A 21,029-nucleotide genomic window follows, 5' to 3' on the forward strand; every position below is an offset into this window, starting at 1 on the left:
TTTTTTTTCGCAAGCCCTCAGGCATTGCTATTACTCTTTGTGAGAAAGCTTCTCTGCCGGGATGTCCTCAGCGCTTTTCTTCGCGGCTGCATCATCGTCGTTCATCGCTTTCTTAAAGCCTTTGATGGCAGCCCCCAGGTCACCACCCAGCGTGCGTAACTTCTTGGTACCAAACAGCAGGACGACCAGTGCGGCAACCACCAGCAGTTTGGTAATACTAATCTCACCCATAGATACCTTCTTTACATAAAACAGGCTGCATTCAGCGCCAAAACCTGACTGTATTAACGGTCATTTGGCGCGTGCACACAATAGCAATCTGTAACAAGGTGAATCAAGCATTGTTGAAAAAAACATCACATTAATTGCGGTGGCGCAAAGCGTCGGTTACGAAGAACAGGTAATTGCTGACGCGCAAGCGCAATTCTTTCTAAAAATATCTCCGTCATTAGCAGCACCGGCGCTTCCGCTGCTGCGGCAACCGTGACTCCCAGTGGATCAACTACCCTGCTCTGTCCGATATTTTTATTGCCACACTCCCCGGAAGCAACGACATAGCAGGTCGTGTCCAGCGCGCGCGCTGCAAGCAGCGTTGCCCAATGCTGCTCTTTCAGCGGTCCCTTAACCCATGCAGCAGGCAATACCAGCACGTCTGCCCCTTGCAGGGCCAGATGCAATGCCAGCTCAGGAAAACGGAGGTCGTAGCAGGTCATTAACCCAACCTTAAACCCGTCAATATCAATTAACGGCGCAACGCGGTCTCCAGGGTCAACACGCCGTGACTCCTGAATGCTGAACGCATCATAAAGATGAAGCTTGGCATAGCGCGCGATAATCACGCCATCACGGATAGCCACCAGCGTATTTACGGCGCGCCCCGGCGCTGAAGGAACGTGCACTGTTAAGATGGTCGTCATCGCGTTACCCACGCTCTCGGTGAGCAACGGCTGTAAAAAGTCGCCATCAAGCGGCTGCGCGGACTTCACGGACAGATCCGGGTCATTATCATCCCTTGCCAGCAGCGCTTCCGGGAGAACCAACAGCGACGCGCCCTTCTGCCGGGCCTGTGTCATCAGGTTCACGCATTGTAGTGCATTAACCTGCCAGTCAGGCGTGACTGCAAACTGCCCTACCGCCACATACATATTTGTCCCCTCATCATAAACAGCGTTAAACTCGCTACTCTTACACATCAAATAGCAGGTATTTAGCGTGTTACAACTCCTTTTGGCTGTTTTTATTGGTGGAGGCACAGGGAGCGTTGCGAGATGGTTCCTGAGTATGCGGTTTAACCCCCTGCACCAGGCGATTCCCATGGGGACACTGGCTGCCAACCTGATTGGTGCTTTTATCATTGGTATGGGGCTGGCCTGGTTTAACCGGATGACGCACATCGATCCCATGTGGAAGGTCCTGATTACCACCGGGTTCTGTGGCGGTTTAACGACTTTCTCAACCTTTTCTGCGGAAACGGTTTTTCTCTTTCAGGAAGGCCGTATCGGCTGGGCGCTGGTGAATATCGCGATCAACATGCTTGGATCCTTCGCGATGACGGGGATCGCATTTTGGCTATTTTCCTCAGTAAGCACGCATTAACCGTCGGGGCGTTAATGTTGGCTTAATTTTTCTCTGTCACTCTGGAGGCCATACTGAACGAGGGTGACAGAATGAAACAGAATCTGATGAGCGCAGGAATGGTGTTGTTGAGCGTACTGATCGTTGCCAGCTTCCTGAAAATGTACCTGCTTGGCTGATTCATAACGAAAAAAACCCGCTCAATGAGCGGGTTTTGAAATTCTTGCTGACGCGTCTGAATTACAGAGCGATTACGTTAGCAGCAGAAGGGCCTTTGGCACCGTTAGTGATTTCGAACTCTACGCGCTGACCTTCAGCCAGAGTTTTGAAACCATTAGACTGGATTGCAGAGAAGTGTACGAACACATCTTTGCTGCCATCTTCAGGAGTAATGAAACCGAATCCTTTGGACTCATTAAACCACTTAACGTTACCTTTAATCTTAGACATCAAAATTACCTTTACATTAAAAAACGACACAAATGCTGTGTCGGTTACCAGTACAACAATTGTGGGACCTTTTGTCCAGCGGATCTTTGACAAAAAGTGACTAAAGTCGCGTTAATTTTCACTGGCAGATTTTTATCGCTTAGGAATCAATGCCTGCGCGTTTTTTCACCAGCTGGTAACCTTTTTTCAGTCAAAACTGAAAACGCATCCAGGCGAAGTAAACGTTACCGTTGTTGTACGTCCCGGGGATGTAGGTCATCTGGAACGTTGCCGGGCCATAGCCAATCGAGGCCAAAGGCAGCAGCACGGGGATCGGAATGTAGTTCCAGTTATCACGCGCCGTCACTCCTGCGGTATAGCCTAACCCGACGTGGAAATTCTCGTCCGCCAGCGGGCGCCACGTTTTCTCCCAGCCGTAACCCCCAATTGGTTCCCATTTATTAAACGAGTCTTTAAAGGCCATCAGATAGATGCCGTGCCAGTTTCCTTTCTCATCCCAGCGTGACTGACCAAAACCAGCCCCCCACGGGCGCTCGTTGTATTTATCTGTTTTCTCTTTGTCATAAGCAAAGCGCGCATGCCACGTTATTGCCGGTACATAGAGATCATAATGTTCAGGTGCTGACCAGGTCTGCGAAACATTATCCGTAAAAGTAGAGAACCAGCCTTTATTCTTCGCGTTGTCTTCTGCCTGTGCAACAGATGAAAACGTTAACTGACCAAAAATAAACAATAAAAGAGAGAAAAAAGTATTACGTAAGCTCACAATGCAATTACCATTCTTAATATTCGAAGCAAAGTTTACCACACAATAGTTGAACCATGTCTTAACGGCATCAGCACTACTCCTAAATATCAGGCCTCTTTTCGGGAATATTCTTAAGGCAGCGTTCAGGCTGGCCCAAATAAACCTACAATATGTATGACTATAACATTTTCATCCATCCCGATTAACAGGCCGGAAAACACATAATTTTAACATTTTGTTATCATTAAAGAGACATGCTACGCTGTTTCTGGCGGTCAACTTCCTGATGACATAAATGCCTGGGCCATGGCAAAAACGCTGTGATACTGTTCTTTAGTCGTCTATTTATTGATTTTAATCAGCAAGGACAGGCCATTAATTCGGCACATTTTCATCCTTCTTATTTTATTAATTTTTTTCTACCTCAGGGCATAGGATACAGGGGAAATCATGCTTACGTTTATCGAACTCCTTATTGGGGTCGTCGTCATTGTCGGTGTAGCCCGCTACATCATTAAAGGGTACTCAGCCACGGGCGTTTTATTTGTTGGCGGCTTAACACTCCTGATTGTCAGCGCGTTAATGGGGCATCAGGTATTACCTGCCAGCGCAGCCAGCACGGGTTATACTGCCACGGATATTGTTGAATATATTAAAATACTGCTCATGAGCCGTGGCGGCGATCTCGGTATGATGATCATGATGCTGTGCGGTTTTGCCGCCTACATGACCCATATCGGCGCTAATGACATGGTGGTTAAGCTTGCCTCGAAACCCCTGCAGTATATTAACTCCCCGTATCTGTTAATGGTTGCCGCCTATTTCCTCGCCTGTCTGATGTCGCTGGCCGTTTCATCGGCCACCGGTCTTGGCGTACTGTTAATGGCCACACTGTTCCCGGTGATGGTGAACGTGGGCATCAGCCGCGGTGCAGCGGCTGCCATTTGCGCATCCCCGGCCGCCATTATTCTTTCCCCAACCTCTGGCGACGTTGTGCTGGCCGCCAAAGCAGCCGAGATGTCGCTGATCGACTTCGCCTTTAAGACCACGCTGCCGATCTCGATTGTCGCCATTGTGGGAATGGGGGTCGCGCATTTCTTCTGGCAGCGCTATCTCGATAAAAAAGAGAACATCAGCCATGAGATGATGGATGTCAGCGAAATCACCACCACCGCTCCAGCGTTCTACGCCATTCTGCCGTTCACACCGATTATCGGCGTGCTGATTTTTGACGGCAAATGGGGTCCACAACTGCACATTATTACTATTCTGGTCATCTGTATGCTGCTGGCTGCCGTGCTGGAATTCGTGCGCGGTTTCAACACGCAAAAAGTATTCTCCGGCCTGGAAGTGGCGTATCGTGGAATGGCGGATGCCTTCGCGGGCGTGGTGATGCTGTTGGTTGCGGCAGGCGTGTTTGCCCAGGGTCTGAGCACTATTGGCTTTATCCAGAGCCTGATCTCCATCGCCACGTCGTTCGGCTCAGCCAGTATTATCCTGATGCTGGTGCTGGTCGTTCTGACCATGCTGGCGGCGATGACCACCGGTTCTGGTAACGCGCCGTTTTACGCTTTCGTTGAGATGATCCCTAAGCTGGCTCACTCCTCTGGCATCAACCCGGCTTACCTGTCTATTCCTATGCTTCAGGCCTCAAACCTGGGTCGCACCATCTCTCCTGTTTCAGGCGTGGTCGTTGCGGTTGCCGGTATGGCAAAAATCTCTCCGTTTGAGGTCGTCAAACGCACGTCAGTCCCGGTGCTGGTTGGCCTGATCATCGTCATTATTGCTACCGAAGTGCTGGTTCCCGGCGCTGCCTAAGTAAAATTCCTGATTTCCAAAAAGCGCCTGCTGGCGCTTTTTGTGCTTTAATAACTCCCAAAAATTAATCGAGCACAACCAATCAGGAAATCACATGTTCAGGAAGGATATCGTTATCTCGTCTGGCGCAGTTGCGCTTGCACTCAGTGTCTTCTCCGCACAGGCAGAACCGCTCAACGCTACGCAATATGGCGATTTCGATCGCTATGTACTGGCGCTGTCCTGGCAAACCGGGTTTTGTCAAAGCATGGTTGAGCGTAACCGCAATGAACCGGATGAATGTCGTCTGCAAAAAGAGAGCGAAAATAAAGCCGATTTTCTGACCGTCCACGGGTTATGGCCTGGTCTGCCGAAATCGATAGCGGCACGAGGCGTGGATGAACGTCGATGGATGCGATTTGGTTGTGCCACGCGTCCCATCCCGAATATGCCGGAAGCAAAGGCCAGCCGCAAATGTGCTGCTGCCGAAACCGGGCTGTCGCTTTCCGGTGCGGCAAAACTTAACGAGGTGATGCCGGGCGCGGGCGGAAACTCCTGCCTGGAACGGTACGAATACGCCAAGCATGGCGTCTGTTTTGGTTTTGATCCCGATGCCTATTTCGGCACCATGGTGAGAATGAATCAGGAAATGAAAAACAGTGCCGTCGGTCAATTCCTCGCGGCTAACTACGGTAAAGCCGTCAGTCGTCGTGATTTTGACAACGCCATTGCCAAAAGCTGGGGCAAAGAAAACATCAAAGCCTTTAAGCTGACCTGCAATGGCAACCCGGCGTATCTCACTGAGATGCAGATTTCGCTGAAAGCAGACACCATTAACCAACCGCTTTCCGCAACGTCCTTTGCCCCGCAGCCACATCCTGGTAACTGCGGAAAACAATTTGTCATTGATAAAGCCGGTTACTGACCCACCACCGGGCGCACCATATCGAACCGGTGTTCATCACTGATCCCATAGTACGCCGTCGGCCCACCCGCTCGCAGGATGGGCTGCGCTTTCGCCGTCTGGTATATCCCCTCTTCCAGTAGCGTTTCCGCTATATGGATCCCCACCACTTCACCCAGCACCAGCCAGGTATCAACCGGGGTGCCATCGGCTCCGGTAAGCTGAATGCACTGAGAAAGGCGGCACTCAAAATTGACCGGGCTTTCCGCCACACGAGGAGCACTCACCAGTTGGCTTGCGGCGGGGGTTAATCCTGCAAAGGTAAATTCATCCCGATCGTGAGGAAGCGTAGCCGAGGTTTGATTCATGGCATGTGCGAGATCGCGCGTCGCCAGATTCCAGACAAACTCCTTTGTCTCGTGAATATTTCGCACGCTGTCTTTCCAGCCGTTGCTGGAAAAGCCGATGATCGGCGGGCGATAGTTAAAACAGTTAAAGAAACTATACGGCGCGAGATTCAACTGACCGGCCCGATCGCAAGAGGAGATCCAGCCAATCGGACGGGGACCAATAATGGCGTTCAGCGGGTCATGCGGCAGGCCGTGCCCCTGAGACGGTTGATAGAAATACATAGTGCTCTCTCGTTGATGGGGCAGACACGCATAATGCTTCGCGCAACACCCGGGTTCAGGATACTCAGCGTAACGCAATCCGCCTGGAATTAAGACTGAATAAATTTCAGCGAAAATTCATATGGGACATGAATGTGACCTTCATCACTTCAAACTTGAGCGTTCAGCCAGTATCATCGGGTAAGTTAAACCCTCGCTGCCAGACGGCGAGGGTTTTCTTTTGGATTGGTTTCTGCGTTAGACGCAGCATTAACGACATGGAGTAAAAAATGTCCAGACCCACCATTATCATCAATGAACTCGACGCAGAACGTATCGACCGATTGCTGGAAAAAGCCGAATTCGCCTCACTTCCGGTGGCCGATGCCCTGAATGAGGAACTTGACCGCGCGCAGATGTGCACACCTGAATCAATGCCGCATGACGTGGTCACCATGAACAGCCGGGTAAAATTCCGCAACCTGACCACCGGTGAAGAGCTGACCCGCACGCTGGTTTACCCGGCTCAGATGACTGACAGCAGCGCGCAGCTTTCGGTTCTTGCCCCTGTCGGCGCCGCACTGCTGGGACTGCGCACAGGAGATACCATCCACTGGGATTTACCTGGCGGGGCCTCCACTCATCTGGAAGTGCTGGAACTGCTCTACCAGCCAGAAGCTGCGGGCGATTACCTGCGTTAATCCCTTCTGAACAAGCGCCCACTCGCTTTGCACAGAGGATGCACCCGCATCCTCTTTCCGCAAATTCACCTGATTTTCCTATATCACCCTTATTCCCCTTAATACACGCTTAATCTGTTTTGGTGCCGTGGGGACGGTCATGGGTGAGATAGTGGTTATCACATTCATTTTTTTACTTTTTGTGGCCATCATCGTCTCGGCTGTGCTTTACCTTGAACGCCACTGGTGAACGCTCACGTCACCGCTCTGCCCCGCACTCTGCGCAATGATTTTTTTCGCGGCATCACGATCGTCATCAAAATTGACGGAGTGATTACAGAATCCATAACTATTTTGTGGTTGAATGATTTCAGCGTTTATAAACAAGGAGAAACGGGTATGTATCAGAGAATCATTATGCCGGTTGATGTTTTTGAAATGGAACTGAGTGACAAAGCAGTGCGTCACGCGGAATTTCTCGCACAGCAGGACGGTATTATTCACCTTTTACATGTCTTGCCGGGCTCCGCCAGCCTGAGTCTGCACCGCTTTGCCGCCGATGTGCGTCGCTTCGAAGAGCACTTACAGCACGAAGCCGAGACGCGCCTGCAAACCATGGTCGGGCATTTCAGCATCGACCCGTCGCGCATCAAAACCCACGTCCGGTTCGGTAGCGTACGCGATGCCGTCAATGAACTGGCCGCGGAGCTGAATGCAGACGTGGTGGTGATCGGTTCACGCAATCCTTCCATCACCACTCACCTGCTAGGGTCAAACGCCTCCAGCGTGATCCGCCATACCCACATTCCGGTGATGGTGGTTCGTTAACTGCCCATAAAAAACCCCGCTTGCGCGGGGTTTTGTTTATCAGTACAGATGACCAATATTGACGATGGTACTGACGGTATCACCGAAGAAGGTCAGGCGGCTGAGCACCACGCCCACCAGCAGGATAACAAATACGGCTTTCTGCATCGGATGGCGCCTTAGCGACAACGTGAACCCCACGACGCAGCACAGCAGGCAGCCCAGATAGAGCGGCGAGCTTAACCAGGCGTGAGCGGTCATTTTCATGATGGTACCGCCGCTGAGCCAGAGTACCGGTGCGGCAATCAGCAGCGCCATCAGGGCGATAATGCCCTGACGCAGTGCGACAGCTGACGCTTTCATCCCGAGCAGCGGCGTGGCTGCACAACCCAGCACCCAGACGGTGGCAAAGAACAGCATCATGGTGATGCCGTTGGCAATGGCCTGCATCGCCGGCGCGGCGTAGGTCATCCCCTGCACCACCACCAGCAGTATCCCGAACAGGGACGCCAGCAGCGCTGCGCCTTTGTTGCCTTTCGTAAGGAAAGCCAGGCCAATTGTGCCGCCATACAGCGTCGCGCCGAGAATCTCACGGCTCAGCCAGGCATGTTTCAGGTTGATTAACGCATTATAAGCGTGTTCCGGGTGCGCCAGATGCAATACCGCGGCGATGGAGGCAACCCCCAGGATCAGCCCCGTGATCAGCCAGTGAAGACGGTTGCCCTGCACTTCGCCACGCAGCGTGCGCCAGCTCAACAGGAGCGTCATCCCAACGGACATCTGGCTCAGCACGGTAAAAATCACCAACGGCAGTTCGTACTTTTCCATTATTTGTCCCCCGGCTGTTTCGGCTGGCGTGCCAGAATGAAGCGCGTACCCGGATTAAGCTGCGGCATTTTTGGGAAGCCCGGCGGATACTGCACGGCATTATTTGGCAGCGGATCGGCATCCAGATCGATCAGGGTCAGCGCCCCAACCGGACAGGCGTTAACGCAGGCAGGATTCAAGCCGATATCCAGACGCTCATAGCACATGCTGCACTTCTCGGCCTTCTGCGTTTCCTCATTGAAGCGCGGAGCGCCATACGGACAATTGCGGATACAGTTTTTACAGCCGATACAGCGCTCAGGGTTATGCACCACCACGCCATCATCACGTTTGGTGTAGGCTTCCACCGGGCACGCCGCCAGACAAGCGGGGTTTTCACAGTGGTTACAGGCCAGCGAAAAGAACGCACGCTCCTCATGCGGGTAAATTTCTTTATCCAGCGGGTAGACATAGCGCCAGAAACGTTCGGGTTCGAGCTGGTTGAAGCTCTTACAGGCCATGGCGCATCCGCGGCAACCAATACATTTATCACTGTTCACTAAAAATGCGCGTCTCATGCGTCCGCTCCTTCATTGGCAATGAGGACAATATCGACAAACTGATCGTGAATAGCCGCGCCCGGTGCACCGGTGGCCATTTTACCCATATCGGCCGGGGTATCTTTCACCACGTTCTGCACGTTATAGCTGAGCTTGTTGAACCAGGATTCGTACATGACCAGGAAATCTTCCGGTACATTGGTGGTCACTTTGGCACGCAGTTGAACCTCGCCGATCTCGTTGAATACCCGCACTGTCGCCAGGTCTCGGATCCCCTTTTTCTTCGCAGCAACCGGGTGGATATAGACAAAGGGCTCCGGCCAGAAGACCTGCATCCAGTCAAGGTTAACGAACTGCGAATGCAGGCCGTACTGCAGGTGCGGCGTAAAGAGCTGGAACGGCAGTTTACCTTCTGCGGCTGGCAGATATTCCGGCAGCGCTTTATGGCCGTTCTCTTCGCAGCGCGCGGATAAAAACTCATACTTGCCTGACGGCGTTTTGAACTTCCGATCGTGCCAGGCTGCGCTGCTCGGCATTTTGGCCTTCACCGGCCCCTTCAGCAGATCGTCCCAGGAGCTGATGCCAAACTGCTTCGCCAGCCCGTCGTTGAATTCCAGATCCAGCCATTTTTTCTGGTCAACATCCTGTGGGAAGGTGCATGAGCCCGGTTCCATTTTGTTGATGGTACGGGAGAGCAACACGGCAATATCCAGGTCGCTCTTGCATTCGTACATCGGCTTGATGGCAGGTTCGTTTACCGTCAGCCAGTAGTGCCAGTAAGACGAAGAGGCGCTCCAGTGCTCGAAGGTGGTGGTGACAGGCAGCACGATATCCGCGTGCTGAACCGTCTCGTTAAAGAACTGATCCACGCACACCACCATTTCCAGCTTGTCGAACGCTTTTTTCATCTTGTTGCGGTCGAAGTCCTGGGCAAACGGGTTCTTACAGGCCACCCACAGCATGCGGATAGGGGGATCGTTGGCGTCCAGAATGCTTTGCGCAGTCTGGTTCAGGTTGAGCGCGCGGTCAGAGTACTTGCGCTTTTCGCCGCTATCGCTGACAAACTCGCCCACCGGGCCTGATACCCCTTCCATCCCTACAGAACCCACCGGGGGTGTCTGCGTCATTGCATGGTAGTTATAGCCCCAGGTCTGCAGATGGCCGTAGCGAGCGCCACCGCCTTCTACGCCGATATTGCCGGTCATGGCGACAAAGGCATCAATCGCACGCACGTTCGCACCGCCGTTCACGTGGCGCTGCATACCGTAGCCAATCCAGACGGTGGAGGGCTTAACCGCCGTGAACTCCTCGGCAAGCTGGCGAATCACATCCGGCGCCAGACCACAAATTTCCGATGCCCACTCTACCGTGATGTTGTTGAGCAAGTACTGCTCAAACTCCGGATACCCGTGCGCGAAATGATTGACGAACTCCTGGTCCACGCGACCGGTGTCCACCAGATGGCGCGCCATACCCAGCGCCAGCGCACCGTCTGAACCTGAACGCACGCGCAGATAGAGGTCAGCTTTCGCGGCAGTTTGCGAGAACAGCGGATCGATAACCACCACTTTCGCCCCTTTCTCGCGGGCCTGATAGATGTACTTCATGGTGTGCATGGAGCACCAGGCCGGGTTCGCCCCCCAGAGGATAATGTATTTGGCTTTAACCAGATCTTCCGGGTCGTTACACCACATGTCGCCCATGTCGTAGTGCTGTGCGTCAATGCCCGCAGGCCAGCACGGCGTACCGGCAAAACGCGTGGTGTAGCCGAGCGAGGACATCATCCCCTCCACGGCATAGCTCATCACCCCCAGGTTGCCGGAATATTTGGTCAGCGCCAGGCCAAGCAGGGAGCCATCTTTCTTTTTGATCTCCAGCATCTTGCTGGCGATCCGCTGCATGGCCTCATCCCAGGAGATGCGTCGCCATTTGCCGCTGCCGCGTCCGTCCTGAATCATCGGGTATTTTATACGGTCCGGCGAGTAGACCCGGCGTGGGTAGGTCAGCCCTTTCACGCACGGCGCACCGTGGGTAAAGGTGGATTCGCTTGCCCCCTCGACGAAGGTAATCACGTCATCTTTCACCCACGTTTTTAAGCTGCAGGTGTCATAGCAGTTACGCGGACAGGCGTTACGGAAGATTTTGTAGGTTTTCGGGTTAAACGGAATGGGCGGTTGTGCCATGGCACATCGGGAGGATAATAATCCGCCGGGTAATGCGGCGACGGTACCTAGCGCAATCAGTCCTTTTAAAAAGGAGCGCCGGTTAAGCTGCCCTTTATCAATAGTCATAATATTACTCTCGTTTTTAATTCATCAAACCAATTAGTCAGTAGCACGGCGAGGCATTTAATTACGGCTGTTTTCGCACAATCCTTTATTTTTGCGATAAATGCCGGGAGCCATAATTCGAGATGCGCGCGGACAAAACGGGTAAGTGCTTCATGATATTGTGGTGAATGTCTGGCATGCACTAATAGCATCACGGCCAGTTCAATTTCATAGCTGATATGGTCGTCGGGGACGCTATTTTCCGCGGTGACGGAGAGCCCAATGCTCTGCAGGAATTCGCGCACGCTCAGCGTCGTCGCCCCCATCAGCAGAGGCTCGTCGTCCAGATAAACCGAGGCATAAGGTGGCGCCAGCAGCGTCGCCGGGCCGACAAACAGCGCATTAAAGTCATACTCGACGTTTAACGCCTCATCCTGCGGCCAGGACTCACTCTTAGGGAAAAAAAAGCGTAACGAGGCGCATCGCGAGGTCATATCCGCCGCGTTGAAGAAATCACGAAACATCAACCCCTTTATTTCAAAGGGTGTTAACGCCTCATATATTGAAGGTGTGAATATATCTTTATCATTCATGTGAAATATAAATATTTATCAACAGAAAACGACGAGATATTATCAGCAGGCTTATTAATTTCTTTGATCGAAGCAGGTAGTTAACGCATGAAGCGTTCAATCACGACAATAATTGAGAATAAAAAAAACCAATAAAAAAGCCACCCCATGATGAGGTGGCTACTGCAGGTATCGTCTTACTTTTTTTTTATGCTGTTTTGGTGCGAATCAGATAGTCAAACGAACTCAGGGACGCTTTCGCACCTTCGCCCGTGGCAATGATGATCTGTTTGTACGGCACGGTCGTACAGTCACCTGCGGCGAAGACGCCTTTTACGCTGGTTTCACATTTCGCATCAATGATGATCTCGCCCATACGGTTGCGCTCAATCGCGCCTTCCAGCCAGGTGGTGTTTGGCAGCAGACCAATCTGCACGAAAATCCCCGAAAGCTGAACGCTATGCACGTCGCCGCTGATGCGGTCACGGTATTCCAGGCCGGTCACTTTGCTGCCGTCGCCCTTCACTTCCGTGGTCTGCGCGTTCAGGATGATGTCGACGTTTTTCAGGCTGCGAACTTTATCCTGCAGAACCTGGTCGGCCTTCATCTCTGGCGCAAACTCCAGCAGGGTCACATGTTCCACAATCCCCGCCAGGTCGATAGCCGCTTCCACGCCGGAGTTACCGCCGCCGATCACCGCTACGCGTTTACCTTTAAACAGCGGACCGTCACAGTGCGGGCAGTAGGTCACACCTTTGGTGCGGTACTGATCTTCACCCGGAACGTTCATGTTGCGCCATTTCGCGCCGGTGGCAATGATAATGCTACGCGCTTTCAGCACCGCGCCGGATGCCGTTTCAATCTGGTGTAAACCGCCTTCGACCGCAGCAGGAACCAGCTTGCTGGCGCTCTGGCTGTCGATGACATCCACGTCATAGTCGCTGACGTGCGCTTTAAGTGCGCCAGCCAGTTTCTGGCCTTCGGTTTTCGGCACGGAAATGTAGTTTTCGATGTCCACGGTATCCAGTACCTGACCACCAAAGCGTTCGCCCATCAGACCGGTACGGATCCCTTTACGCGCGGAGTAAACCGCCGCTGCCGCGCCCGCCGGGCCGGAACCGACGATCAGCACATCGTAGGCATCACGTTTGTTCAGCGCTTCTGCTGCGCGTTTTTCTGCGCCAGTATCCACTTTGGCAACAATTTCCGTCAGCGTCATGCGGCCCTGACCAAACTCCTGACCATTCAGATAGACCGCCGGCACGCCCATTACGTTACGCTCGGTGATCTCATTCTGGAACGTACCGCCGTCAATCGCCGTGTGTTTGATGCGCGGGTTCAGCACCGACATCAGGTTCAGCGCCTGCACCACGTCCGGGCAGTTGTGACAGGAGAGTGAGTAATAGGTTTCAAACTCGAAATCACCGTCGATGTCGCGGATCTGCTCCAGCAGAGCCTGCGCTTCTTTAGACGGATGCCCACCGGTCCACAGCAGCGCCAGCACCAGTGAGGTAAATTCATGCCCCAGCGGAGAGCCGGCAAAGCGCGGCCCCTGATCAGAACCCGGGTTGGCGATCAGGAAAGAAGGCTTACGGACTGCAAGCGTATTGTCTTCTTTGAAGGTCACTTTCGGTGACAGTTCAGCGATCTCTGCCAGCAGTTCCTTGATCTCTGCCGATTTCGCGCTGTCATCCAGCGTGGCAATCAGCTCAACAGGTTTGGTCAGTTTCTCAAGGTAGGCCTTGAGCTGGGTTTTCATATTCGCGTCGAGCATTGTTCTTCCCTCTCTTAAGACGTCATCATGCAAGCTGCCTTATAGGGGCGGCCTGAATGCAACTTGCATCATGGTGCTAATGAAATGGGCGCGGGCGCGCCCATGGATTGCCGGGTGGCACTTCGTTTACCCGGCCTACGATACTGTAGGCCTGTGCAAACGCGGCGCCGCCAGGCTTTGCAGACTTAGATCTTGCCGACCAGGTCTAAAGATGGAGCCAGCGTCGCTTCGCCTTCTTTCCATTTCGCCGGGCACACTTCGCCTGGGTGGGAAGCCACGTACTGAGCGGCTTTCACTTTACGCAGCAGGTCAGACGCATCACGGCCGATACCTTCAGCGGTAACTTCGATAGCCTGGATAATGCCCTGCGGGTCAACAACGAAGGTCGCGCGGTCGGCCAGACCTTCATCTTCACGCATATTGTCGAAGTTACGGGTCAGGGCGCCAGTCGGGTCGCCGATCATCGCGTATTTAATTTTCGCGATGGTTTCAGAGCTGCTGTGCCACGCTTTGTGGGTGAAGTGGGTATCGGTAGAGACAGAGTAAACGTCTACGCCCAGCTTCTGCAGTTCTTCATAGTGGTCAGCCACGTCACCCAGTTCGGTCGGGCAAACGAAGGTAAAGTCAGCCGGATAGAAGAAGAACACGCTCCAGCGACCTTCAGTATCTTTCTCAGTGACTTCAATGAACTCACCGTTTTTGAACGCCTGGTTTTTGAAAGGTTTAATTTTGGTATTAATCAAAGACATCTGTACTTCCTCCGTGTTTTCGTTGAGATGTAAGGTAACTAACTTTGCTCATCGGAGCTAATGCGTTTGCTTTATCAAATCAATCAGCCATACCTAACAACATCAACAAGACAGTAAGGTGAACCTTTTAAAGGAAACGCCAAAAGTAAAAAGGCCGCCTCTACGGGCGGCCCTTTTACCTGAATTCCCCGCAGGTACATTCAGTGCCAGCTAAAGCTGGCGTTGCGTTGCGCTCTACGCCCTTAACATCAAGGTGGTAACAGCCGTTTAATTACACCACCCGTGCCAGGCTTGAGCAATCCACGGGAGAGGCATTCCTGCCTATGGCTGTGATAGGCAGTTTCGAACATAATGACGGGGCGTTATAAATTAATTTTTATTATAAAAATAACTTAATATATAAATGACAATTGTCAATTAAGGTGCCTCTTAGCGAGATAAAATTATCTTAATCATCTTTGAAGTACTATTTTAATAATCTGACGTCGTGATATATTAAGGCACGTTTAATTTAAAATTAAGAGAGTTAACCGAAAGGATTGTAAATGGTTAACTTCAAACTATAGTTATCAGTGATATGATAACCCATGCAAACACCGCATCCTCAGGACGACACATGGCAAATCTCTACGATCTTAAAAAATTTGATCTCAACCTGCTAGTCATTTTTGAATGTATCTATCAACATTTGAGTATCAGTAAAGCGGCTGAGACGCTCTATATTACCCCCTCAGCAGTGAGTCAGTCACTGCAACGTCTGCGCGGACAACTCAACGATCCCTTGTTTATCCGTTCAGGTAAGGGCATCACCCCCACTACGGTTGGCGTCAACCTTCATCATCATCTTGAACAAAACCTCAATCAGCTTGAGCAAACCATCAATATGATGCACAGCAACGGGTTGAAGAAGAGCTTTGTCATTTACGGTCCGCAGTTTATGACGCCTAAAATCATGCTGGATCCGATGAAAATCCTGATCGAGAAGTATAACTATCAGGTTGAGCTGCATGATGTCTTCCTTGCCCCGGACTCAGCAGAAGACCTGCTGGCATACCGAAAAGCGGACCTTGTCTTCTCTTTCGCCCCGCTGAATAGCCGTTCAACGGCCTGCTGCTTGTTCCAGCAGATGTCTTTTACGCTGGTTTGCCGTCAGGATCACCCCCGCCTGGGTTTACAGGCGACGCGTGACGAAATTCTTCAGGAAAAATTTACGGCCTACCTGAGTGATGAGTTGAGCGTAAAGAATTTTCAGGAGCATACTGAGCAACTGCTTCCCGAACGAAATATCCTGTTCCGCAGCGACTCGTTTATCTCACTGCTGTCGATGATAGGCAATTCCGATCTGATTGGATTAGCCCCTACGCCAGCCTATGAGCAGTATGGTCCGGCATTAAATCTCCGTAAGATTGAGACTGACATTACCTTCCCGACAGTCCCGGTTTATATGATGTACAATCGCTCAGCACTGAATAATGCTTCCTTCTCCAATTTTATTGATGACTTAAACTTACCCCAATAATTATAACTGACTGTTTTCAGCAGTCAGTCCTTTTTATATATTCACAAGGGAAATGTATTTAGCGTAATTATATGATTAATTTTTACCTATAATTATCTTCTTTCTAAGAGTATCATCCCCATTATTCATGCGCCATCTGATCAGTATCACTCAGTAATGGATTGATATGTCACTTTACAAATTTCCATTGAATCAAAACGTAGTCGATGCCACGCAAGAGCGAATAAAATGGACCCTGGAGAATTTATCCAGGGTGTGTGTCTCTTTTTCAGGGGGAAAAGATTCCACCGTCATGTTACATCTGACGGCATTATGCGCTCGTAAAATGAAACGCAAAATAGACGTTCTCTTTATAGACTGGGAAGCGCAATTTACTTACACCATTAATCATGTCGAACATATGCGCGCCTTATACAGCGATGTCATCGATCGTTTCTGGTGGGTCGCGCTTCCCCTCACCACGCAAAATTCCCTGTCGCAATTCCAGCCTGAGTGGCAATGCTGGGAACCCAATACCGAGTGGGTACGGCAACCGCCTGACGATGCCATAACAGATCCCGCCTTTTTCCCCTTTTACCAGGGGGGAATGTCTTTTGAGACCTTTGTGCGCAGTTTCTCGGACTGGTTCTCTCTCAACCGACCGGCCGCCGTCATGGTCGGGATACGCGCCGATGAGTCATACAACCGTTTTCTGGCTATCGCATCAGCGCGTAAACAACGCTTTGCCGATGATAAACCCTGGACGACCGTCGCCCCGGGTGGGCATGCCTGGTATATCTATCCTCTCTACGACTGGAAAACCGCGGATATCTGGACCTGGTTTGCAAAAACCGGCAATAGCTATAACACACTTTATGACCTTATGTATCAGGCCGGCGTACCACCGCGCTATATGCGCATCTGCGAACCTTTTGGCCCGGAACAGCGTCAGGGCTTATGGCTCTATCATGTTGTAGAGCCCGAACGCTGGGCGACCATGTGCGCACGTGTCAGCGGCGCGCGCAGCGGCGGAATTTACGCCGGGCACGACAACCATTTTTACGGTCACCGCAAAATACTCAAGCCGGACCATCTTTGCTGGCGGGAATATGCCCTGCTGCTTCTCGACAGCATGCCGCAGAATACGGCCGAGCATTACCGCAATAAAATCGCCATATATCTGCACTGGTACCAGAAGAGGGGCATGGAGGATATTCCCGATACCCAGGAGGGCGATATCGGTGCCAAAGACATCCCTTCATGGCGGCGCGTTTGTAAGGTTTTACTTAATAACGACTACTGGTGCAGAGCGCTGTCTTTCAGCCCAAACAAACCCAAACATTATCAGCGCTACAGCGACAGAGTGAAGGCAAAACGCAAGGAGTGGGGCATTTTATGCGACAAAGAATAATCAACGAAATCGAAACGTACCTTCAGTCACTTCCTGAAGAGGACCAAATTAACGCCATTAATGCCTTTCGCCAGGCACTGCATAAATATAGCCCGTTTAACGATCAACCCATCGACTGCGTATTGTGGATCAAACAGGACGCTATCACGGCTAACGATTACAACCCCAATAATGTGGCCCCACCGGAAAAACGGTTGCTCATTAAGTCGCTGGAACTTGATGGATTCACCCAGCCTATTGTTGTAACAGAAAACGAACCCCAACATTATGAAATTGTGGATGGTTTTCATCGTCATGAGATTGGCAAAAGTCGGGCTGCGTTAAAGCGCAAGCTGAAGGGTTACCTGCCTGTCACGTGCCTGCGTCAGGAACGACTCGGTAAATATGACCGCATGGCCTCAACCATCCGACACAACCGCGCACGCGGGCGGCATCAAATCAACGCGATGTCTGAAATCGTTCGAGAACTTGCGCAGCTTGGCTGGAGCAATGAAAGAATTAGCGAAGAGCTCGGTATGGATGGTGACGAGGTGCTGCGTCTCAAACAAATCAACGGCCTGCTGGAACTGTTTGCAGACCGTCGTTACTCAGAAGCCTGGACGGTGAAATAATCAGAGCGTGTTCAAACGCTCTGCCGCGGCCAGTAGCGTCGATTCCTGCTTCGCAAAGCAGAGACGAATCAGTTTATGCGGAAAAGGATCGGCGCAGAACACCGACAACGGAATAGCGGCCACGCCGACTTCTTTTGTCAGCCACTGGCAGAAACTGACATCATCCAGATCGGAAATGGCGCTGTAGTCAGCCAGCAGGAAGTACGTCCCTTCGGAAGGCAAAATTTCCAGGCGGCTTTGAGCCAGTGCGGTCACAAACAGATCCCGGCGTGCACGGTAAAAATCCGGCAGGTCGCGATAATGCTGTGGTTCATCGCGTAGCATGTCCGCCAACGCCAGCTGAGCCGGGGTATTCACCGCAAACGTCAGGTACTGGTGTACCTTACGTAACTCAGCGCTGATGGCGGCAGGTGCCACGCAATACCCCACCTTCCAGCCGGTCATATGGTACGTTTTGCCAAATGACGACACGGCCACGGCACGTTCACGAAGCTGCGGATGGGCCAGCACGCTGGCGTGCCCTTCTTTAGTAAAACAGATGTGCTCATACACCTCGTCGCTCAGGACATAAATTTCACGTTCGGCAATGGCCTGCCACAGCGCGGCAAAATCGGCTTTCTGCCACACGCTCGCAGACGGGTTATGGGGCGTATTCAGGATCACCAGCCGCGTTTTATCGCTCAGCAGCGCAGCGAACGCCCGCCAGTCCGGGCGGAAATGCGGCGGCTGCAGCGCCACGCGTTTCACCACGCCGCCAGAGAGTTCAACCGCAGGCGCGTAGCTGTCGTAACTGGGGTCAAAACAGATGACCTCATCGCCCGCGCGCACCAGCGCGGTGATGGCCGCATACAGCGCTTCGGTCGCCCCTGCCGTCACCGTGATGTCGCTATTCGCATCCGGTTTATGGCCATACAATTCCGCCGTTTTATCCGCAATGGCTTCCCGCAGCGCCTGCACGCCCGTCATCGGCGCATACTGATTTGCTCCCTGCGAAACGTGGTACGCCAGTCGTTCCTGCAACCAGGCCGGTCCGTCAAAATCCGGGAATCCCTGAGAGAGATTAATGGCGTTGTGCTGCTGTGCCAGAGCGCTCATCTGCGTAAAGATGGTGGTGCCGAGATTAGGAAGTTTACTCTGAGGAATCAATGCGTTATTACTCATTATGCGGTGCCTGCATGTAATACTTATGTTGCTGCCACTATAACACGATGTTACCATTTGGCAATCAAGACGCTTAGACGTCTATACCATATCAATATTCCTGGTCGAGAGGTAAAAGGCAATGGCAGACAACCTGCAACTCACACAACTTGTCGACGCCTGCCGCTGGATTGGCGCCAAAGGCTGGGCACCCGCCACCGGTGGCAACATGTCTGTGCGACAGGATGAACACCTCTGCTGGCTGAGCGAATCCGGTAAAGACAAAGGCAGCCTGACCACGGCGGATTTTCTGCAGGTCGAGATCGCCACAAACCGTGCGCCGTCAGGCCGAAAGCCGTCGGCAGAGACCGGACTACACACCCTCATTTATCGCCTGTTCCCCGAGGCCAACGCTGTCCTGCACGTTCACACCGTCAACGCGACGGTGCTGTCACGTCTGGTCAGGGAAACCGAGCTGAACATCAGCGGCTTTGAGATGCAAAAATCGCTTACCGGACAGGCCACCCATCTGGATACCGTCTCCATCCCGGTGTTTGACAATGACCAGGATATCGACGCCCTCGCCTCGCGAATCGCCCATTACGCGCAGGAACGCCCGCTTAATTATGGTTTTCTTCTGCGCGGTCATGGCTTAACCTGCTGGGGACGCGATGTGGCCGAGGCCCGCCGTCATCTGGAGGGACTGGAATTTCTTTTTGAATGCGAAATGCGTTTACGACAACTGGAGAGAGTATGATTCGCGCAATTGTGACGGATATTGAAGGGACCACCAGCGATATCCGTTTTGTCCACGATGTTTTGTTCCCCTACGCGCATGAGCGGCTGGCGGCGTTCGTCACCGCGCAGCAGTACGCCGAGCCGGTCAAATCCATTCTGGACAATCTGCGCGATGAAATCGGTAACCCGCTCGCCAGCGTCAGCGAGCTTATTGACGCCCTCTTTGCCTTTATGGATGAAGACCGTAAATCCACGGCGCTCAAAGCGCTGCAGGGGATCATCTGGCACGATGGCTACGTGAATGGCGACTTTACCGGCCACCTCTACCCGGACGTCCTGCCTGCGCTGGAAAAATGGAAAGCGCAAGCGATTGATCTCTATGTTTATTCCTCGGGATCGGTCGCCGCACAGAAACTGTTATTTGGCTACAGCGACGAAGGTGATATTACTCATCTGTTCAGCGGCTATTTTGATACCCACATCGGCGCCAAGCGCGAGGTGGCTTCTTACCAGAACATTGCGGCCCAAACGGGTATCGCGCCGTCGCAGATCCTGTTCCTGTCAGATATTCATCAGGAGCTGGACGCGGCTGAACAGGCAGGCTTTCGTACCCTGCAGCTGATTCGCGGCGATGATGACGGGGCAAGCCATCACCATCAGGTCCACCAGTTTGACGAGATAAACCCGGAGCAGATCCCTTCATGAGCGCATTAACTGTCTATTCTGATAAAGACGCCAGTCAACCAAAGTGGCACAGCACCGACGCCGCCGAGATCGCCCGGCAGCTCAACGCCAAAGGCGTACGTTTTGAACGCTGGGACGCGGACCGCGATTTAGGTCAGGATCCCGCCCCGGAGGCGGTGATTGAGGCTTACCAGCATGCGATCGACAAACTGGTGGCAGAGAAAGGTTATCAGAGCTGGGACGTCATCAGCCTGCGGGCCGATAACCCACAAAAAGACGCGCTGCGCGCAAAGTTCCTGAGCGAACATACTCACGGCGAAGATGAAGTGCGCTTCTTCGTGGAAGGCGCGGGATTGTTCTGCCTGCACATTGGCGATGAGGTCTATCAGGTTTTGTGCGAGAAAAACGATCTGATCTCCGTACCCGCGGGTACGCCGCACTGGTTTGATATGGGTTCAGAGCCGAACTTTACCGCGATCCGTATTTTCGATAACCCGGAAGGCTGGGTTGCGCAGTTTACCGGTGATGCGATCGCGGATGCGTATCCACGTCTGGCATAATCTTTTCTCCCTCTCCCTGTGGGAGAGGGTTGGGGTGAGGGCTTAACGCGCACTACGCGTTAAGCCCTTTCACATACCCCACC

The 21,029-nt window shown here is 52.4% G+C and carries 24 protein-coding genes; 12 read left to right on the plus strand and 12 right to left on the minus strand.

What is annotated here, in order from left to right; all coding sequences use genetic code 11:
• Positions 1-30 precede the first annotated feature (30 nt).
• The gene (gene tatE, locus L977_RS15265; protein WP_014882988.1) at positions 31-231 is read right to left on the minus strand and encodes a twin-arginine translocase subunit TatE; all 201 of its coding nucleotides are present in this window, start codon (positions 229-231) and stop codon (positions 31-33) included.
• 125 nt (positions 232-356) lie between these two features.
• Complete coding sequence (locus L977_RS15270; RefSeq protein ID WP_014882987.1) at positions 357-1,145, minus strand: deaminated glutathione amidase; 789 nt, start codon at positions 1,143-1,145, stop codon at positions 357-359.
• Positions 1,146-1,212: 67 nt separating this feature from the next.
• Between L977_RS15270 and crcB the strand changes: the two genes are divergently transcribed.
• Positions 1,213-1,596: a fluoride efflux transporter CrcB gene (crcB, locus tag L977_RS15275; RefSeq protein WP_014882986.1), complete on the plus strand. Its 384-nt coding sequence runs from the start codon at positions 1,213-1,215 to the stop codon at positions 1,594-1,596.
• Positions 1,597-1,815: 219 nt separating this feature from the next.
• Here the strand turns inward: crcB and cspE are convergent, their stop codons facing one another.
• Together cspE and pagP are read right to left on the minus strand one after the other, a co-directional pair.
• Positions 1,816-2,025, minus strand: a complete 210-nt coding sequence (gene cspE / locus L977_RS15280; RefSeq protein ID WP_002439184.1) for a transcription antiterminator/RNA stability regulator CspE — start codon at positions 2,023-2,025, stop codon at positions 1,816-1,818.
• A gap of 190 nt (positions 2,026-2,215) precedes the next feature.
• Positions 2,216-2,791, minus strand: coding sequence for a lipid IV(A) palmitoyltransferase PagP (gene pagP / locus L977_RS15285; RefSeq protein ID WP_047626099.1), 576 nt, complete (start codon positions 2,789-2,791; stop codon positions 2,216-2,218).
• Positions 2,792-3,223: 432 nt separating this feature from the next.
• On the opposite strand from pagP, the gene dcuC reads away from it, so the two are divergent.
• Positions 3,224-4,591 (plus strand): anaerobic C4-dicarboxylate transporter DcuC, encoded by a 1,368-nt coding sequence (dcuC, locus tag L977_RS15290; RefSeq protein WP_014882984.1) that lies wholly within the window; start codon positions 3,224-3,226, stop codon positions 4,589-4,591.
• Between the two features lie 94 nt (positions 4,592-4,685).
• On the plus strand, positions 4,686-5,495 hold the full coding sequence (gene rna, locus L977_RS15295) for a ribonuclease I (protein ID WP_032637201.1): 810 nt from the start codon (positions 4,686-4,688) through the stop codon (positions 5,493-5,495).
• Here rna and L977_RS15300 read toward each other — a convergent pair.
• Positions 5,489-6,106: a flavin reductase family protein gene (locus tag L977_RS15300; protein WP_023336911.1), complete on the minus strand. Its 618-nt coding sequence runs from the start codon at positions 6,104-6,106 to the stop codon at positions 5,489-5,491. The genes rna and L977_RS15300 overlap by 7 nt on opposite strands.
• 269 nt (positions 6,107-6,375) lie before the next feature.
• Here L977_RS15300 and rnk point away from each other — a divergent pair, with 269 nt between their 5' ends.
• The 3 genes from rnk (at position 6,376) to uspG (ending at position 7,593) form a co-directional block, all read left to right on the plus strand.
• Positions 6,376-6,786: a nucleoside diphosphate kinase regulator gene (rnk, locus tag L977_RS15305; RefSeq protein ID WP_014882981.1), complete on the plus strand. Its 411-nt coding sequence runs from the start codon at positions 6,376-6,378 to the stop codon at positions 6,784-6,786.
• A 139-nt stretch (positions 6,787-6,925) separates the two neighbouring features.
• Positions 6,926-7,015, plus strand: coding sequence for a small membrane protein YldA (yldA, locus tag L977_RS25290; RefSeq protein ID WP_350028918.1), 90 nt, complete (start codon positions 6,926-6,928; stop codon positions 7,013-7,015).
• A 149-nt stretch (positions 7,016-7,164) separates the two neighbouring features.
• Complete coding sequence (gene uspG / locus L977_RS15310; RefSeq protein WP_014882980.1) at positions 7,165-7,593, plus strand: universal stress protein UspG; 429 nt, start codon at positions 7,165-7,167, stop codon at positions 7,591-7,593.
• 39 nt (positions 7,594-7,632) lie between these two features.
• Here the strand turns inward: uspG and L977_RS15315 are convergent, their stop codons facing one another.
• The 6 genes from L977_RS15315 to ahpC form a co-directional block, all read right to left on the minus strand.
• Positions 7,633-8,400, minus strand: a complete 768-nt coding sequence (locus tag L977_RS15315; protein WP_014882979.1) for a dimethyl sulfoxide reductase anchor subunit family protein — start codon at positions 8,398-8,400, stop codon at positions 7,633-7,635.
• A complete protein-coding gene (locus L977_RS15320; protein ID WP_014882978.1) occupies positions 8,400-8,957 on the minus strand; it encodes a 4Fe-4S dicluster domain-containing protein in 558 nt (185 codons plus the stop codon). Before L977_RS15320 ends, L977_RS15315 begins: the two co-directional genes overlap by 1 nt.
• Positions 8,954-11,230 (minus strand): molybdopterin-dependent oxidoreductase, encoded by a 2,277-nt coding sequence (locus tag L977_RS15325; protein WP_023332382.1) that lies wholly within the window; start codon positions 11,228-11,230, stop codon positions 8,954-8,956. The genes L977_RS15320 and L977_RS15325 overlap by 4 nt, the downstream gene beginning before the upstream one ends.
• Positions 11,227-11,733 (minus strand): TorD/DmsD family molecular chaperone, encoded by a 507-nt coding sequence (locus tag L977_RS15330; protein ID WP_052192643.1) that lies wholly within the window; start codon positions 11,731-11,733, stop codon positions 11,227-11,229. Before L977_RS15330 ends, L977_RS15325 begins: the two co-directional genes overlap by 4 nt.
• A 256-nt stretch (positions 11,734-11,989) precedes the next feature.
• Positions 11,990-13,555, minus strand: a complete 1,566-nt coding sequence (ahpF, locus tag L977_RS15335; RefSeq protein ID WP_014882975.1) for an alkyl hydroperoxide reductase subunit F — start codon at positions 13,553-13,555, stop codon at positions 11,990-11,992.
• A gap of 185 nt (positions 13,556-13,740) precedes the next feature.
• Positions 13,741-14,304: an alkyl hydroperoxide reductase subunit C gene (ahpC, locus tag L977_RS15340; RefSeq protein ID WP_014882974.1), complete on the minus strand. Its 564-nt coding sequence runs from the start codon at positions 14,302-14,304 to the stop codon at positions 13,741-13,743.
• Positions 14,305-14,920: 616 nt separating this feature from the next.
• Here ahpC and citR point away from each other — a divergent pair.
• The 3 genes from citR to L977_RS15355 all read left to right on the plus strand — a co-directional run bounded on the left by citR (position 14,921) and on the right by L977_RS15355 (position 17,824).
• On the plus strand, positions 14,921-15,823 hold the full coding sequence (gene citR / locus L977_RS15345) for a DNA-binding transcriptional repressor CitR (RefSeq protein ID WP_023332380.1): 903 nt from the start codon (positions 14,921-14,923) through the stop codon (positions 15,821-15,823).
• Positions 15,824-15,989: 166 nt separating this feature from the next.
• On the plus strand, positions 15,990-17,213 hold the full coding sequence (locus L977_RS15350; protein WP_023332379.1) for a phosphoadenosine phosphosulfate reductase: 1,224 nt from the start codon (positions 15,990-15,992) through the stop codon (positions 17,211-17,213).
• On the plus strand, positions 17,198-17,824 hold the full coding sequence (locus tag L977_RS15355; protein WP_014882971.1) for an IbrB-like domain-containing protein: 627 nt from the start codon (positions 17,198-17,200) through the stop codon (positions 17,822-17,824). The genes L977_RS15350 and L977_RS15355 overlap by 16 nt, the downstream gene beginning before the upstream one ends.
• Here L977_RS15355 and L977_RS15360 read toward each other — a convergent pair whose 3' ends face one another.
• Entirely contained in the window at positions 17,825-18,985 is a 1,161-nt protein-coding gene (locus tag L977_RS15360) for a pyridoxal phosphate-dependent aminotransferase (RefSeq protein WP_047626102.1), read from the minus strand.
• A 121-nt stretch (positions 18,986-19,106) separates the two neighbouring features.
• On the opposite strand from L977_RS15360, the gene L977_RS15365 reads away from it, so the two are divergent.
• Genes L977_RS15365 through L977_RS15375 form a run of 3 tightly spaced genes read left to right on the plus strand, consistent with a single transcriptional unit; the run spans position 19,107 to position 20,946 of the window.
• Positions 19,107-19,721 (plus strand): methylthioribulose 1-phosphate dehydratase, encoded by a 615-nt coding sequence (locus L977_RS15365; RefSeq protein WP_014882969.1) that lies wholly within the window; start codon positions 19,107-19,109, stop codon positions 19,719-19,721.
• On the plus strand, positions 19,718-20,407 hold the full coding sequence (mtnC, locus tag L977_RS15370) for an acireductone synthase (RefSeq protein ID WP_047626103.1): 690 nt from the start codon (positions 19,718-19,720) through the stop codon (positions 20,405-20,407). Before L977_RS15365 ends, mtnC begins: the two co-directional genes overlap by 4 nt.
• Positions 20,404-20,946: a 1,2-dihydroxy-3-keto-5-methylthiopentene dioxygenase gene (locus L977_RS15375; protein WP_014882967.1), complete on the plus strand. Its 543-nt coding sequence runs from the start codon at positions 20,404-20,406 to the stop codon at positions 20,944-20,946. Before mtnC ends, L977_RS15375 begins: the two co-directional genes overlap by 4 nt.
• The last annotated feature ends 83 nt before the right edge of the window (positions 20,947-21,029 follow it).

The sequence above is a fragment of the Enterobacter sp. ZOR0014 genome (assembly GCF_000798855.1).
Lineage (GTDB): Bacteria > Pseudomonadota > Gammaproteobacteria > Enterobacterales > Enterobacteriaceae > Enterobacter > Enterobacter kobei.

Coding starts and splice junctions, on each gene's coding strand:
- tatE (WP_014882988.1), bottom strand. CDS start 231: ATGGGTGAGATTAGTATTACCAAACTGCTGGTGGTTGCCGCACTGGTC.
- L977_RS15270 (WP_014882987.1), bottom strand. CDS start 1,145: ATGTATGTGGCGGTAGGGCAGTTTGCAGTCACGCCTGACTGGCAGGTT.
- cspE (WP_002439184.1), bottom strand. CDS start 2,025: ATGTCTAAGATTAAAGGTAACGTTAAGTGGTTTAATGAGTCCAAAGGA.
- dcuC (WP_014882984.1), top strand. CDS start 3,224: ATGCTTACGTTTATCGAACTCCTTATTGGGGTCGTCGTCATTGTCGGT.
- rna (WP_032637201.1), top strand. CDS start 4,686: ATGTTCAGGAAGGATATCGTTATCTCGTCTGGCGCAGTTGCGCTTGCA.
- L977_RS15300 (WP_023336911.1), bottom strand. CDS start 6,106: ATGTATTTCTATCAACCGTCTCAGGGGCACGGCCTGCCGCATGACCCG.
- rnk (WP_014882981.1), top strand. CDS start 6,376: ATGTCCAGACCCACCATTATCATCAATGAACTCGACGCAGAACGTATC.
- yldA (WP_350028918.1), top strand. CDS start 6,926: ATGGGTGAGATAGTGGTTATCACATTCATTTTTTTACTTTTTGTGGCC.
- uspG (WP_014882980.1), top strand. CDS start 7,165: ATGTATCAGAGAATCATTATGCCGGTTGATGTTTTTGAAATGGAACTG.
- L977_RS15315 (WP_014882979.1), bottom strand. CDS start 8,400: ATGGAAAAGTACGAACTGCCGTTGGTGATTTTTACCGTGCTGAGCCAG.
- L977_RS15320 (WP_014882978.1), bottom strand. CDS start 8,957: ATGAGACGCGCATTTTTAGTGAACAGTGATAAATGTATTGGTTGCCGC.
- L977_RS15325 (WP_023332382.1), bottom strand. CDS start 11,230: ATGACTATTGATAAAGGGCAGCTTAACCGGCGCTCCTTTTTAAAAGGA.
- L977_RS15330 (WP_052192643.1), bottom strand. CDS start 11,733: ATGTTTCGTGATTTCTTCAACGCGGCGGATATGACCTCGCGATGCGCC.
- ahpF (WP_014882975.1), bottom strand. CDS start 13,555: ATGCTCGACGCGAATATGAAAACCCAGCTCAAGGCCTACCTTGAGAAA.
- ahpC (WP_014882974.1), bottom strand. CDS start 14,304: ATGTCTTTGATTAATACCAAAATTAAACCTTTCAAAAACCAGGCGTTC.
- citR (WP_023332380.1), top strand. CDS start 14,921: ATGGCAAATCTCTACGATCTTAAAAAATTTGATCTCAACCTGCTAGTC.
- L977_RS15350 (WP_023332379.1), top strand. CDS start 15,990: ATGTCACTTTACAAATTTCCATTGAATCAAAACGTAGTCGATGCCACG.
- L977_RS15355 (WP_014882971.1), top strand. CDS start 17,198: ATGCGACAAAGAATAATCAACGAAATCGAAACGTACCTTCAGTCACTT.
- L977_RS15360 (WP_047626102.1), bottom strand. CDS start 18,985: ATGAGTAATAACGCATTGATTCCTCAGAGTAAACTTCCTAATCTCGGC.
- L977_RS15365 (WP_014882969.1), top strand. CDS start 19,107: ATGGCAGACAACCTGCAACTCACACAACTTGTCGACGCCTGCCGCTGG.
- mtnC (WP_047626103.1), top strand. CDS start 19,718: ATGATTCGCGCAATTGTGACGGATATTGAAGGGACCACCAGCGATATC.
- L977_RS15375 (WP_014882967.1), top strand. CDS start 20,404: ATGAGCGCATTAACTGTCTATTCTGATAAAGACGCCAGTCAACCAAAG.